Here is a 13182-nt window from a genome sequence, read left to right on the forward strand (position 1 = left end):
ACGATCGCCTGCCACTGCCTCAACGACCCGCGCCGGAACAATATTCCCGCCGCGCTACCTGAAGTACCCGACCGACCGTGCGACGCGGTTCCGAGGCAGGCACGCTGACGTCGTGCGACGCACGACAGGTGAATCCGGTCTCAGAGCACGGCCTGCGTCTGGGTGACCTTCGCGACGAGCTTGTCGGCGTCGTCGCGAATCTCGGTCTCGACGACGATGAACGAGCGTCCCGCGTGCAAGGGCCGGGCGCTGGCGACGGCGTGGCCGGAGCGCACGGCGCGCAGGAAGTTGGACTTCGACTCCACCGTTGTGGTGCCCTGCTTGCCCTCGGGCAGATTGAGGAAGGCGCACACCGCGCCGGTCGCGTCGGCGAGCGACATCAGGACGCCGCCGTGCAGCATGCCGCCGAGCGTGCACAGCGACTCGTCCCAGGCGATCCGGCTGCGCACCAGCTGGGCGCCGTGCTCGAGCACCTCGACGCCGAGCCGCTCGGTGAACGGCATGGACTGGTGGAAGAGCTTGGTGCCGGTCTCGTCGATCATGCCGACCATGCTGCCGTCCGGTGGCGCGCCGGTCGATTACCCCGGAGGTAATCGGCGTCGATCAGCGTGCGGTTGGCGGGAATCCGCGCGTCACCGGGTGAGGTCGCCGCGCCCGGAGGCGGACGGCGCAAACTCGGCCCGATCGGGTGGCCACCGCGCTCCACAGATGCGGCGGCACACGGCTGATCAGAAGCCGGACGAACCGGTGGGTGGCGTCGACCCCACCATCCGCCACGCGCCGCAGTTCACGGTCTTGAAGGCGACGTCGGTCGGCTTGATCTCCACGCGGACCGGGCCGAGCCGGGTGAAGTTGTTGCCGATGATGTACTGCATGTTCGTATTGTCGCCCTCCACTTTCCACAGCCTGCGCCAGTCACAGCCGTAAAGAGGGTCGGGAGTTCCCGGCGCTTCCCAGATACCGGGGTGGATGTCGACGCCGACCATGTAGAGGCCGTCGCCTGGCATGAAATTCGCGGGCTCGGCGGCCGCGGTTCCGCCTCCGAACAAGGTCGCGGCGGACGCCATCGCCCCCGCGATCACGAGCATGCGCATGCGCTCTGTCTCCTCGATGTTCGCGCCCATAACTGGGCGGATGACCTGCGGAGATCCCCACATCTCCGCGGCCCAGATCTACCAGAGTCGTCCGCGGAAGTGGGGGTATTCGAGAGATTTCTGTCACATGCACACCGCGTTCGCACGAATTCGCCGTTATCGCGGGTCGGTGGTGTCATCGTCCTGAGTCGCCGCGATATCGATGGTGTGAGAGGTATTCGGCCATTGGGTGCGCTCACGGAGCAGCGGCGTACGTGTAGTGCCCACTGCGCAGGCTTGTGCACCGAAGAGGGTTTGGCTCGAGTACTGGCCGCCGATGGGGGTTTGCTGCACTGGCGCGCGCGACGCGGCCTCGGGGACGCGGGCCTGGCCGAGCACGCGGTGCAGGAGACGTTGCTACGGGCTTGGCGCTCCTGTTGCCTGTTCGACCCGCGCCGCGGCAGCGTGCGCACCTGGCTGCTCGCCATCGAGCGCAACGTCATCATCGACATCGCGCGCGCCCGCGCGGCGCGGCCGTTCGACACGGCATGGGACGAGATCGGCGACGCTGCCGGCGAGAGCCCGATCGCCCACCCCGACTTCGCCGACAGGCTGATCGACGGCCTGCTGGTCGCCGAATTGCTGTCCCGGCTGCCCTCAGCCCAGCGCGAGGCAGTCGTCGAGGTGATCCTGCGCGACCGCGCCTACCGCGAGGTGGCCGCGGACTTCGGCGTCCCGGTCGGCACCGTGAAAACCCGCGTGCACTACGCGCTGCGCTCGCTGCGCCAACTCCCGTCCGGCGCCTGATCCCGGCGATCCGGTTCGCGATCGAGCGAGAGGTCCCCTTACCGTGGTCGGCAGTGTCCGAACCAAGCCGGAGTTGACCGATGCCGACCGAAGACCGCGGTGACCTGCGAATCGACCGACGGACCGCGCTGGCGGGCGCCGGGGTGGCCGCCGCTGCGGTGACGGTGGCCGCCTGCGCGTCCGCCGAACCGTCCGCGCGCGAGGTCGCGCCGGGCACCGAGGTCGCGAAGGTGGCCGACGTGCCGGTCGGCGGCGCCGTGATCGCCGGTGGCACCGTCGTGACCCAACCGCAAGCCGGAGTCTTCCAAGGCTTTTCGGCCGCCTGCACGCACCTCGGCTGCACGGTGTCGAAGATCCAGCGCGAGACCATCGTCTGCCGCTGCCACGGCAGCGCGTTCCGATTCGACGGCACGGTAGCCACCGGGCCCGCCGAACGCCCGCTCGCGCCGCGGGCCGTCCGGGTCGACGGCGACCGCATCGTGACCGCCTGACGGGCGCTGCCCGCTGTAAGCCACTCCCGCTCAACGCCCCTTTCTCGCGGTGGTTTCAGTGCCTCTGACCAGCCGCGATGTCGCCGACTGTGTTGGTAACAGTTCGGTAACTGGACTTGCTTCGCCGTGCGCTGCGTTGCAAGAGTGAACCACTGGGTTTGGTGTTACTAGTGGGAAGGGAGGGGTGCTCCGTCCCGGGGCGCCGACCGAACATGAAGCCAAGCATCATCAAGGCCGGTATCTCCACCACCGTCACGGCCGCGGTGACCGCCACTCTCGCCGGGCTGTTCCCGGTCGCCGCGACGGCCGCCCCGGTCGCGCCGGAGATGGCGGGCAAGCTCGCAGGCAAAACGGTTTTCCTCGACCCCGGCCACCAGGGGTCGAACCACTCCGAGAACCTGGGCAGACAGGTGAACAACGGCCGGGGCGGCACCAAGGACTGCCAGACCACCGGCATGACCTCCGTCAACGGCGTACCCGAACACACCATCAACTGGAACGTCGCCCAGCTGATCAAGACCTCGCTGGAAAGCATCGGCGCGCGGGTCGTGCTCAGTCGCCAGGACGACAGCGGCTGGGGCGGCTGCGTCGACGAACGGGCGCGAGCGGCCAACGAATCCGGCGCCGACGTGGCGGTGAGCATCCACGCCGACAGCGCGCCGCCCAATCTCCGCGGCTTCCACCTGATCGTCCCGGCGCTGCCCGTGTCCGACGCCAAGGTCGGCCAGGTCCAGTCCGGGCCAGGCCTGACCGTGACGAAGGCGGTGCGCGACGCATACCTGCAAGCCGGATTCCCGGCCGCCACGTACGCCGGAGTGCAGGACGGTTTGCAGACGCGCTCCGACATCGCGGGCCCCGCGCTGACCGCGGTGCCGAACGTGTTCCTCGAGATGGGCAACGGCGCCAACGCGGAGGACGCCGCGCTGCTGGAGAGTCCCGAAGGTCAGCTGAAACACGCCATCGCGGTCACCACCGGACTGGTGAGCTACCTGCTCGGCACTTCGCCCGCGACGAACGGATCGGCCACCGACCTACCCGCCTCGGCGCCCGCGCAGTCAGAGCAGGCGATTCCAGCGGAGGCGCCCGCGCAGGCGGTGCCAGCGCAATCGGTCCCCGCGCGGTTCGATCCGAACGGCTCGACACCGGCCAACGGTGCGACGCAGGACGGCGCGGCGCCGCAGTCGCAGACCCTGCCGGGCACGACGCCGGGCAGCCAGCCGATCCCGGGCTCCGGCCAGGACACCATCCAGACGAACCCGAGCCGGTTGACACCGAACAGCCCGTCGACACCCGGAACCTACGCACTGCCCGGTAGCCCGTCGACCCCCGGCAGCCCGTCGACCCCCGGCACTCAGTCGACGCCGGACTACCGGTCGAATTCGGAAACCGGCACCCTCGGCATCCTCGCGAACGACGTGCTGGAGCTGCTCATGCCACTGGCACGGACGCTCGGCATGGACGACACGATGATCACCGCGGAGCTGATCAACCTGGCCTACACCCTGGCCAGCACCCTGTTCGGACCCGCGAAGTAATCGCATCCGCCACCGAACGCCACCCGATCCGTCGGGTGGCGTTCGGCCGTTCCGACGGCCTTCGCGCGCCGACTATGGTGGTCCGGGTGGCTGACCGGATTCCTGTGCTGATCGTCGCCGGCTTTCTCGGCTCGGGGAAGACCACCCTGCTCAACCACCTGCTACGCAACAATCGGGGGACCCGAATCGGCGTGGTCGTCAACGACTTCGGGGCGATCAACATCGATTCCATGCTGGTCGCCGGGCAGGTGGACGCGATGGTCTCGCTCGGCAACGGCTGCGTCTGCTGCGCGGTCGACGTCACCGAGCTGGACGACCTGTTCACCCGGCTGGCGCAGCCGAGGTCGAACATCGACGTGATCGTGGTGGAGGCCAGCGGTCTCGCCGAGCCGCGCAATCTCATCCGCATGGTGGTCGGCAGCGACAACCCGCGCATCCGCTACGGCGGTCTGGTGGAAGTGGTCGACGCAGAACAGTTCCCGGCCACCCGCGAGCGCCACCCCGAACTGCTGACCCACCTGCGGCTGGCGGATCTGGTGGTGGTCAACAAGGCCGACCGGGTCGGCGCGGACGAACTGGAGACGCTGCGCGGCGAGATCGCCGACCTGGTCGGCACGGTCCCGGTCTACGCGACCACCCGCGGACGCATCGATCCAGGCCTGCTGTTCGACGAGCCGCTGCGGGCGACCCGGCGCGTCGCCGAGCAGCTCAGTTTCGACGAACTGCTCGCCGAGCACGACCACGAGCACAACGACGACCACCGGCACCTGCACGACGACTACACCAGCGTCTCCTTCACCAGCGAACGAGAACTGGATCCGCGCAGGCTGATCGACTTCCTGGAGGACCCGCCGCCCGGGCTGTTCCGCGCCAAGGGCTTCGCGGCGTTCGGCGTCGCGGCCGAGCGCCGGAAGTTCTTGCTGCACATGGTCGGCAGGCACATCGTCTTCGAGCCCGGCGCGTGGCGGCGCGGCGAACCGCGCACCAGCCAGCTGGTGCTGATCGGTGCGGGCATGCCGTCCGAGCCCACGCTCTCCCGCTTGCGCGAAACCGTGCACAACGCCGACGATTTCCTGGACGAGCAAGCGATGCTCGGCGTGTGGCGCTACACCCCGCACTGAGCGCGTCAGGGATTGGCGCGTTTTACCGCGAGCTGGCGCGTTCGGCGCTTCCCACGCGGCCGAGTTGTGGTGACACTGGCTGCACGCCCGCCGTGTTCGGGGACGGCGCTCTGCGCCGCGCGCGGCGTCGGTCGATGACCGTGATCGACCGTATCGATGTTGTGCGACCGATGGGAGAGTTCGGTGTCCGAGACGTGGGAGAGCGCCACCGCTTACGTGATCAACGCGCTGGAGGCCAAGGGGACCGCCACCCGCGATGATTTCGACGTACCCGCGATCGTCGCCGCCACCAGAGACATCGCCGAAGGCTGGGATTTCCGGGCCATCGAGGACGCCACCTTCTGGCGCATCGCGGCCAGCTTCCTGCGGGTGTGAGGTGTCAGTCGAACCGCTCACATCGGTGCGCGTGTTCGGCGATGCTCCAGCGCCGCGCCGCACGGCGCATCGAACCGGCGTCGGCGTAACCGAGCAGCTGCGCCTGCCGTGCCCGGGTCAGCGCGCCCGCCGACGCCGCCTGCCGCAAACGGGCATCGCGCGCCCGGTCCAGTTCCTTGCGCCACGTCGTGCCCGCCTCCATCAGCCTGCGCTGCAAGGTGCGCGGGCTGGTCGTCAATCGCCGGGCGACGCGGTGCAGCGAGGCGTCGCCCGCGTCGAGCGCCTCCGCCAGCGCCTCGGCGACGCGCCGCGGCCACGCCGAGGGCAGCGGCGGTGGCGGCGGCAGAGCGTCGGCCAAGGGGCGCAAGATCTTCGCCAGCACCGGGTCGGCGGTGGTCAGCGGGATATCCATATCGGTGGCGCGGAAGGTCATCGAGTCGGCCGACGCGCCGAATTCGATGGCGGCCGTGCCGAACACCTCGACGAAGGCGCGGTGATCGGCGGGCGCCTGCTGGCGCAGCGTGACCCGGAGCGGCACGAGCGGATCGCTGACCACGCGCCGGGCCCGGCTCAGCACCGCGCTCAATCCCCAGAGCTGGGTCAGGTCCCGTCCCACGCCCTCGCCGTCGATGATCTCGAGGTAGAGCGTCGTCTCCCGTTCGTTCTCGGCGATCAGGTCGAAGCGGTGATTGGTGGTGACCGCGGCGACATACGGTCCGCAGGTCGCCAAACCGGCGCCGAGGGTGGGCGCGGTCGAGAACAGGTAGTCGTACAACCCGAGACTCGTCAGCTCGTAGCGGCTGGCCACCTGCAACGCGACGGCGGGGTCGCCGAGCGCGTGCGCGCCGATTTCCCAGAGCCGGGAGAAAGTGTGGCTCGGCAGGTGCATGTCGTCGCCCGCCATCGTCCACTCCGGTAACCCGGTCTCCCGTATCAGCTTGTCCCGATCCGCTCCCGCAGCGGTGAGCTGCGAGATGACGAAACGGTGCAGCAAAACCTGGTCGGTACCCACGCGTCCTCCCTGCCCCACATCCGGATGAACACTCTGGGCGAGAACGCTAACGGCGCGGTGATTGATCCGTCATCCGATTCACATCACGAGATGGTCAACCGCAGGCGTTGACCCACTCCGACATGCCGTCGGCGAAGAGTTGCCGTTTCCAGATCGGCACCTCGTGTTTGATCCGGTCCACCAATTCCGCGCAGGCAGTGAAGGCTTCGGCTCGGTGCGGGGCGGCCACCGCGACCACGATGGCGAGATCGCCGATGGTCAGCGCGCCGATCCGGTGCACCGCTGCCACCGGAAGCCCGGTTGACGCGGTGGCTGCGGCGCAGCACTCGCGCAGGAAGCGTTCGGCCTCCGGATGGGCCGAGTACTCCAGCGCGGAAACGGCCTGACCGCCGTCGTGGTCGCGGACTTTGCCGGTGAAGACCACCACCGCGCCGTGTTCGGGACCGGTGACCGTTGCCTCTACTTCGGCGGGGTCGAGCGGTTGGTCGCTGATGCGGGCTACCCGCACCGTGGTCTCAGGTGTTGTCATGAGCGCCGCCTCCGGCTACTTGCGCGAGCAGATGATCGAGGAGCGGTTCGAGCACCGCGATACCGTCCTTCACCCCGCCCGGCGAACCGGGCAGGTTCACGATGACCGACCGACCGGCGAGTCCGGCGACCCCGCGGCTGAGCGCCGCCAGCGGGAACTTCGCGGTGCCGCGCTGCCGGATCGCCTCGGCCACGCCGGGCAGCTCGCGGTCCAACACGGCCAGCGTCGCCTCGGGCGTGGCGTCGGTGGGTGACGCGCCGGTGCCGCCGGTGCTGATCACCAGCGCGGGCGCGAACCGCAGGGCGTCCGCCAGGCCGACAGCGATCTCGGCGTCGGCGTAGACGAGCGGGCCGCGCACCGAGAAGCCGAGTCCGGCCAGCCATTCGACGAGCACGGGACCGGTGGTGTCCACCCTGGTGCCCGCGGCCACGCCCGTCGAGGCGACGAGCACGACCGCGGATCGATCCGCGTCATCGGGGTTTTCGTCCTGTTCCACCACGGGAACGGTGGTCTCGGCGTCCGCTGTCGATTCGCCGGGCCGCTGCCAGTGACCGCGTTTGCCGCCCTCCTTGGTGAGCAGCCGGACACCGTCGAGCGTGGCCGCCGGGTCGACCGCCTTGACCATGTCGTGCAGGGTGAGTCCGGCGACGGCGACCGCGGTCAGCGCCTCCATCTCCACACCTGTCGGTCCCTTCGTCTTGGCGGTCGCCTCGATGGTGATGGCCGTCTCGGTGAAGCCGAATTCGACCTTCACCGAGGACAGCGCCAGCTGATGGCACAGCGGAATCAGCTCGGAGGTCTTCTTGGCGCCCGCGATCCCGGCGATCCGCGCGGTGGACAGCACATCGGCCTTGGGCAGGTCGTCGGCGCGGACCAGCGCGACGACCTCCGCGGTGGTGTGCAGCGCACCGGCAGCCACGGCGACGCGGGTGGTGTCGGCCTTCGCGCTCACATCGACCATGCGGGCGCGACCTTCCTGGTCGACATGGGACAACTCGGTCATGAGAACCAGCCTGGCACAGTGTCGCGGCGCGGCGCGCATCCGCTCACAGTTCGTGGACGAGCACCGGTGTGCCCGCGGTCAGCTCGGTCGTGTCGGCGGGAATGTCGATCAGCACGTCGGCCCACGCCATCCCCGCGATCAGGTGCGAACCCGCACCGGAGAACGGTTCGACGCCGTTCTCGGTGAGTCGTCCGCGCAGGAACTGCCGCCGCCCCGCGGGGGACCGCACCGCCTCGAGCAACGGAACCTCGCTGGTGCGCACCGGCGGCAACCCGGACAGGTGGCGCAGGATCGGCCTGGCGAACACCTCGAACGACACCATCGTGCTCACCGGGTTGCCCGGGAAGCTGAGCACCGGGACGCCGTCCAGCACCGTCAGCCCCTGCGGCCCGCCGGGCTGCACCGCGACCGAGCCGAACACCCCGCCCTGCGCGGCGAGCACGTCCTTGACCACCTCGAAATCGCCCTTGGACACGCCGCCGGAGGTGAACACCAGATCCGCCGAACGCGTCGCGGAGGAGAGCAGTCGGCGGAACACCGCGGGATCGTCGGTGCTGTGCTCGACCGAGACGACCGCCGCGCCGTTGGCCGCCAGCGCGGCCGCGAGGGCGATGCCGTTGGAGTTGTAGATCTGTCCGGGGCGCAGCGGTCGGCCCGCGGGGACCAGTTCGTCGCCAGTGGTGATCACCGCCGCCCGCACCGGGTGGAAGACCGGCACCGTCGGCACCCCGACGGCAGCGAGCGCGGCGATGTGCCGCGGCGTCAGCGCGACGCCCGCGGGCACGAGCAGCGCGTCCGCGCGCACGTCGGTGCCCGGCTCGCGCACGAATTCGCCTGCGGCACGGCCGCGTTCGACGATCACGGCGCGGCCGTCGGCGCGCGTGTCCTCCACCGGGACGACGCAGTCCGCGCCCGGCGGGATCGGCGCGCCGGTCATCACCTTCAGCGCCGCTCCGACGGGCAAGGGAGCCCGGCCCGGCTGTCCCGCGGCGACCACACCGGCCAGCGGCAGCGTCACCGGGGCGACCGCCACATCGTCGGCGCGCACCGCGTAGCCGTCCATCGCCGAGTTGCGGAACACCGGCAGATCGATCGGCGAGCGGACGTCGGCGGCCAGCTTGCGGCCCAGCGCGGCGGGCACCGCGACGGACTCGACCGGGCGTGCCGCGAGGGGGCGCAGCAGCTGTTCGATGCTGTCGCGGTAGTCGTCGACGGTCCTGGCCGTAGCGCCGGCTGGCCGAGAATTCATAGCGGAAAGCATAGTGGTCGAGCCTGATCTCACGGCCTGACATGGGTGTTTGTGAGATCGACCGAACCGGGCGCTGCCCGTGATGCGGGGTAGACGACGCGTCATACTGGAAGGGTGACGTTGGTCGAGATGGGCATACCCGCCGTGCGATCAGGGCGCCCCTCGCTCGACGGACGCCCCGACACGCCTCTGCTGGTCGACCGCTTCGGGCGGGTGGCCCGCGATCTGCGGGTCTCGATCACCGAGAAGTGTTCGCTGCGCTGCACGTACTGCATGCCGGAGGAGGGGCTGCCGCCGATTCCGAAGGACGAGCTGCTGACCGTCGCCGAGATCGTGCGGCTGGTGGCGCTCGCCGTCGAGCAGCTCGGTGTGCGCGAGGTCCGGTTCACCGGCGGCGAACCGCTGATGCGCCGGGACCTGGAGCAGATCATCGCGGGCTGCCACGAACGACTGCCCGGCATTCCGCTGGCCATGACCACCAACGGCGTCGGCCTCGAGCATCGCGCCCGTGGGCTCGCCGCCGCCGGGTTGAGCCGGGTGAACGTCTCGCTGGACACCGTGGACCGCAACGGTTTCGCCAAGCTCACCCGCCGCGACCGCCTCGAATCGGTGCTCGCCGGTATCCGCGCCGCCCGCGCCGCGGGCCTGGCGCCGCTCAAGGTGAACGCGGTGCTGATGCGCAAAACCCTCTCCGGCGCGGCTGATCTGCTCCAATGGTGCCTCGCCGAGGAGTGCGAGCTGCGGTTCATCGAGGAGATGCCGCTGGACGCCGACCACGAGTGGGCGCGCGCCAACATGGTGACCGCCGCCGAACTGCTCGACGTGCTCGGCGCCCGGTTCACCCTCACCGAAGCCGGTCGCTCCGACCCGTCCGCGCCCGCCGAGAAGTGGCTCGTCGACGGTGGCCCGGCCACGGTCGGCATCATCGCCACGGTGACGCGCAAGTTCTGCGACACCTGCGACCGCACCCGGCTGACCGCCGACGGCATGCTGCGCTCCTGCCTGTTCAGCGATCAGGAGTTCGATCTGCGCCAGGCCATCCGATCCGGCGCCGACGACGACGAACTGGCCACCATCTGGCGCGGCGCGATGTGGAACAAGTGGGCGGGACACGGCATCGACGCCGCGGACTTCGTGCCGCCGGAACGCACGATGGGAGCCATCGGTGGTTGAGGTTCGCTATTTCGCCGCCATCGCGGACGCCGTCGGCAAGGACTCCGAGCGCCTCGACCTGCCCGCCGACGCCACGGTCGCTGATCTGCGCACCAGCCTGGCCGCCGCGTACGGTCCCGACCTGGACAAGATGCTGGCGGTCTGCGCCTACCTCATCGGTGACGAACTCACCCGCGACCCGTCCGCGGCACTCAGCGGGCGCGTCGACGTGCTTCCGCCGTTCGCGGGGGGATAGGCACCGCCGCTCCGGTCGTGCGCGGGGCTGTGGACGGACTACCTCAGGCGGCGCCGCCCGACGCCGTGTCCGGCTACAGTCGAGCCGTGGTGCAGAGCAAGGCGAGCGATGTGGACGGCTACCTGGCCGAGGTGCCGGAGGCCCGCCGTGCGGCGGTGACCCGGATGCGCGACCTGTGCCGTGCGGAATTGACGGGTTTCACCGAGGTCATGGCCTACGGCATGCCCTGCTACGAACGCGACGGCGTCGGCGAGATCGCGTTCGCCAACCAGAAGCAGTACATCTCCTTCTATCTACTGCGCACCGACGTGCGCGCGGCGTTCGCCGAGCGGCTGGCGGACCACGACATGGGCAAGGGCTGCCTGCGCTTCCGCAAGCCGGAGCTGATCGACTTCGACTTGGTCCGCGATCTGCTGCGGGCGACGGCGGCCACGGAAGGCGGACTCGTCTGCTGAGCGCGCCGAAAGATCTCGCCGCGGCGATGTAGAGAAACCGGCGCGCCGTTCGTCGTCCGAGTAGCAGGGGCATCGGGCCCCTCGAGACGAGGAAGGATGACGCGATGCACTATCTGGCGACATTGGTGGGACGCGAGGAGCCGGGCGTCGATCCCGGGACGCCCGAGTTCGACGCCGAAGTGGCGAAGTACGCGGCGTTCGAGGAGCGGGCGGCCGACGCGGTGGCGGGCGGGGTCGCGCTGTTCCCCTCCGCCGAGGCGATGCACGTCCGGCGTGATGGCGGACGGACTCTGGTCACCGACGGCCCGTTCGCCGAGCAGGCGGAGGTCGTCGGCGGGTTCTACGTGTTCGACGCGCCCGATCTGGACGCGGCGATCGAGCTCGCGCGCCAGCTGCCCGCCGCGCAGGACGGCACGATCGAACTGCGGCCGATGGTCATGTGGTCGCCGCACGAGACGCCACGCGCGGACTGGTGGCTCGCGCTGTTGTGGGAAGCGCCGGACGCGGTGATCGCGCCTGGCACGCCCGAGTGGGACGCGGGGCTGGCCGAGCACGAGCGCTTCGGCGCGAAGTACGCGTCGGCGATCCGGGGCGGCGGCGCGCTGCAACCGCCGTCGTCGGCGACCACGTTGCGGGTCCGTGACGGCGAACTGCTGCTCACCGACGGACCGTTCACGGAGTTCGCGGAGGTGGTCGACGGTTTGTACCTGTTCGCGGCGGCGAGCCGGGCGGAGGCGGCGGAGATCGCGGCCGCGATTCCCCTCGGCGAGCGCGGGCGCACCGAGGTGCGTCAGGTCGTCGACCTGGGCGACTGACGGTGACCACCGGCCCGGCCGCGGGAATCGACGCTGTCTATCGCGCCGAGTTCGGCCGGGCCGTCGCGACCGTGGCCGGGATGGTCGGCGACATCGCCCTCGCCGAGGACGCGGTGCAGGAGGCGTTCGCCGACGCGTTGCGCACTTGGCCCGAGCGCGGCGAGCCCGCGAATCCGGGCGCCTGGATCACCACCGCGGCCCGGCACCGGGCCCTGGACCGGCTGCGGCGCGAATCGGCAAGGGCGGTCAAGGAATACGACGCCGTCGTGGCGCGGGCGCCGATCGAGGAGGTCGAAGTGTCGCCGGTGGCGGACGACCAGCTGCGGATGATCTTCACCTGCTGCCACCCGGCGCTGTCGCCGCAGTCGCAGGTCGCGTTGACGCTGCGGCTGGTGTGCGGCATGCGAACGGTGGAGATCGCCAGAGCCTTTCTGCAACCGGAACACACCGTGGCGCAACGTCTCTCCCGCGCCAAGGCGAAGATCCGGCAGGCCGGTATTCCGTTGCGGGTGCCTCCGGCGCACCTGCTGCCGGAGCGGTTGCCCGTCGTGCTGGCGTGTGTGTATCTGGTGTTCACCGAAGGGTATTTCGCGACCTCCGGACCGTCGGCCGTGCGGGACGAGTTGTGCGACGAGGCGATTCGGCTCGGTCGGCTGCTGTGCGGGTTGCTGCCGGAGGAGCCGGAGGCGCGGGCGCTGCTGGCGTTGATGCTGTTGCAGGACAGCAGGCGCGGGCAACGGCGCGGCGCCGCAAGGAGTTCCGATGCGGAAAGGAAGCGCGGCGCCGAACGGGACCGGTCTGCCGAAGGCGACTTGATTCCGTTGGAGGAGCAGGACCGGTCGGCCTGGAATCGCGAGGCCATCCGGGCTGGTCTGGCGTGCCTCGAGTCAGCGGCGGCCGACGGTGACGGGCCGTATCTGGCGCAGGCCCGCATCGCAGCGGCGCACGCGACGGCCCCTAGTTGGGACGAGACCGATTGGCATGCCATCGTCGCGAGCTACGACGAGCTGCTGCGCTACTCCGCCTCGCCCGCTGTCCGAGTGAATCGTGCCGTCGCCGTGGGCTTCTCGCGCGGATTCGACGCCGGGCTCGCCGCACTGGACGAGGTGGCCGACGATCCGCGCTTGGCCGGGACCCACCTGGTCCCGGCCACCCGCGCCGATCTCTTGCGCCGAGCCGGACGGAAACCCGAGGCCGCCGAGAGCTACCGGGCCGCCCTCGACATCGCGGAAAACGAGCAGGTCCGGCGGTTTCTGGCGCGGCGGCTCGCCGAAGTCGAGGCGGCCGAGTAAACCCCGGCCGCGTGACC

Annotated in this window: 16 protein-coding genes; 10 read left to right on the forward strand and 6 right to left on the reverse strand. The window is 70.2% G+C overall.

Annotated features, from left to right (window positions below; translation table 11 throughout):
• Positions 1–140: 140 nt before the first annotated feature.
• The gene (locus ABZV58_RS06255) at positions 141–542 is read right to left on the reverse strand and encodes a PaaI family thioesterase (RefSeq protein ID WP_354999132.1); all 402 of its coding nucleotides are present in this window, start codon (positions 540–542) and stop codon (positions 141–143) included.
• A 186-nt stretch (positions 543–728) separates the two neighbouring features.
• Entirely contained in the window at positions 729–1094 is a 366-nt protein-coding gene (locus ABZV58_RS06260; protein ID WP_354999133.1) for a hypothetical protein, read from the reverse strand.
• A gap of 294 nt (positions 1095–1388) precedes the next feature.
• On the opposite strand from ABZV58_RS06260, the gene ABZV58_RS06265 reads away from it, so the two are divergent.
• The 5 genes from ABZV58_RS06265 (at position 1389) to ABZV58_RS06285 (ending at position 5402) form a co-directional block, all read left to right on the forward strand.
• Positions 1389–1880, forward strand: a complete 492-nt coding sequence (locus tag ABZV58_RS06265; RefSeq protein ID WP_354999134.1) for a sigma-70 family RNA polymerase sigma factor — start codon at positions 1389–1391, stop codon at positions 1878–1880.
• A gap of 80 nt (positions 1881–1960) precedes the next feature.
• Entirely contained in the window at positions 1961–2371 is a 411-nt protein-coding gene (locus tag ABZV58_RS06270) for a Rieske (2Fe-2S) protein (protein ID WP_354999135.1), read from the forward strand.
• A gap of 212 nt (positions 2372–2583) precedes the next feature.
• Entirely contained in the window at positions 2584–3906 is a 1323-nt protein-coding gene (locus tag ABZV58_RS06275; protein WP_354999136.1) for an N-acetylmuramoyl-L-alanine amidase, read from the forward strand.
• Between the two features lie 74 nt (positions 3907–3980).
• Entirely contained in the window at positions 3981–5027 is a 1047-nt protein-coding gene (locus ABZV58_RS06280; RefSeq protein WP_354999822.1) for a GTP-binding protein, read from the forward strand.
• A 183-nt stretch (positions 5028–5210) separates the two neighbouring features.
• Positions 5211–5402: a hypothetical protein gene (locus tag ABZV58_RS06285; protein WP_354999137.1), complete on the forward strand. Its 192-nt coding sequence runs from the start codon at positions 5211–5213 to the stop codon at positions 5400–5402.
• Positions 5403–5406: 4 nt separating this feature from the next.
• On the opposite strand, the gene ABZV58_RS06290 is transcribed toward ABZV58_RS06285, so the two are convergent.
• From ABZV58_RS06290 to glp, 4 genes are all read right to left on the reverse strand, one after another.
• Positions 5407–6414 (reverse strand): AraC family transcriptional regulator ligand-binding domain-containing protein, encoded by a 1008-nt coding sequence (locus ABZV58_RS06290; protein ID WP_354999138.1) that lies wholly within the window; start codon positions 6412–6414, stop codon positions 5407–5409.
• Positions 6415–6508: 94 nt separating this feature from the next.
• The gene (locus tag ABZV58_RS06295; protein ID WP_354999139.1) at positions 6509–6943 is read right to left on the reverse strand and encodes a molybdenum cofactor biosynthesis protein MoaE; all 435 of its coding nucleotides are present in this window, start codon (positions 6941–6943) and stop codon (positions 6509–6511) included.
• On the reverse strand, positions 6930–7946 hold the full coding sequence (gene moaCB / locus ABZV58_RS06300) for a bifunctional molybdenum cofactor biosynthesis protein MoaC/MoaB (RefSeq protein WP_354999140.1): 1017 nt from the start codon (positions 7944–7946) through the stop codon (positions 6930–6932). The genes ABZV58_RS06295 and moaCB overlap by 14 nt, the downstream gene beginning before the upstream one ends.
• Before the next feature lie 43 nt (positions 7947–7989).
• Positions 7990–9195, reverse strand: coding sequence for a gephyrin-like molybdotransferase Glp (gene glp, locus ABZV58_RS06305; protein WP_354999141.1), 1206 nt, complete (start codon positions 9193–9195; stop codon positions 7990–7992).
• A 114-nt stretch (positions 9196–9309) separates the two neighbouring features.
• Between glp and moaA the strand changes: the two genes are divergently transcribed.
• The 5 genes from moaA to ABZV58_RS06330 all read left to right on the forward strand — a co-directional run bounded on the left by moaA (position 9310) and on the right by ABZV58_RS06330 (position 13165).
• Positions 9310–10368: a GTP 3',8-cyclase MoaA gene (gene moaA, locus ABZV58_RS06310; protein WP_354999142.1), complete on the forward strand. Its 1059-nt coding sequence runs from the start codon at positions 9310–9312 to the stop codon at positions 10366–10368.
• Complete coding sequence (locus ABZV58_RS06315; protein ID WP_354999143.1) at positions 10361–10603, forward strand: MoaD/ThiS family protein; 243 nt, start codon at positions 10361–10363, stop codon at positions 10601–10603. The genes moaA and ABZV58_RS06315 overlap by 8 nt, the downstream gene beginning before the upstream one ends.
• 86 nt (positions 10604–10689) lie before the next feature.
• Positions 10690–11058, forward strand: coding sequence for a DUF1801 domain-containing protein (locus ABZV58_RS06320; protein WP_354999144.1), 369 nt, complete (start codon positions 10690–10692; stop codon positions 11056–11058).
• Between the two features lie 104 nt (positions 11059–11162).
• Positions 11163–11873 (forward strand): YciI family protein, encoded by a 711-nt coding sequence (locus tag ABZV58_RS06325; RefSeq protein ID WP_354999145.1) that lies wholly within the window; start codon positions 11163–11165, stop codon positions 11871–11873.
• 2 nt (positions 11874–11875) lie between these two features.
• Positions 11876–13165 carry a sigma-70 family RNA polymerase sigma factor gene (locus ABZV58_RS06330; RefSeq protein ID WP_354999146.1) on the forward strand — a complete coding sequence of 430 codons (1290 nt, stop codon included), beginning with the start codon at positions 11876–11878 and terminating at the stop codon, positions 13163–13165.
• Positions 13166–13182 lie beyond the last annotated feature (17 nt).

This window comes from Nocardia sp. NPDC004654 (assembly GCF_040609595.1).
Classification (GTDB): domain Bacteria; phylum Actinomycetota; class Actinomycetes; order Mycobacteriales; family Mycobacteriaceae; genus Nocardia.

Excerpts from the sequence above, each read along its gene's own strand:
- ABZV58_RS06255 (WP_354999132.1), bottom strand. The coding sequence starts at position 542 with ATGATCGACGAGACCGGCACCAAGCTCTTCCACCAGTCCATGCCGTTC.
- ABZV58_RS06260 (WP_354999133.1), bottom strand. The coding sequence starts at position 1,094 with ATGCGCATGCTCGTGATCGCGGGGGCGATGGCGTCCGCCGCGACCTTG.
- ABZV58_RS06270 (WP_354999135.1), top strand. The coding sequence starts at position 1,961 with ATGCCGACCGAAGACCGCGGTGACCTGCGAATCGACCGACGGACCGCG.
- ABZV58_RS06275 (WP_354999136.1), top strand. The coding sequence starts at position 2,584 with ATGAAGCCAAGCATCATCAAGGCCGGTATCTCCACCACCGTCACGGCC.
- ABZV58_RS06280 (WP_354999822.1), top strand. The coding sequence starts at position 3,981 with ATGGTGGTCCGGGTGGCTGACCGGATTCCTGTGCTGATCGTCGCCGGC.
- ABZV58_RS06295 (WP_354999139.1), bottom strand. The coding sequence starts at position 6,943 with ATGACAACACCTGAGACCACGGTGCGGGTAGCCCGCATCAGCGACCAA.
- moaCB (WP_354999140.1), bottom strand. The coding sequence starts at position 7,946 with ATGACCGAGTTGTCCCATGTCGACCAGGAAGGTCGCGCCCGCATGGTC.
- glp (WP_354999141.1), bottom strand. The coding sequence starts at position 9,195 with ATGAATTCTCGGCCAGCCGGCGCTACGGCCAGGACCGTCGACGACTAC.
- ABZV58_RS06325 (WP_354999145.1), top strand. The coding sequence starts at position 11,163 with ATGCACTATCTGGCGACATTGGTGGGACGCGAGGAGCCGGGCGTCGAT.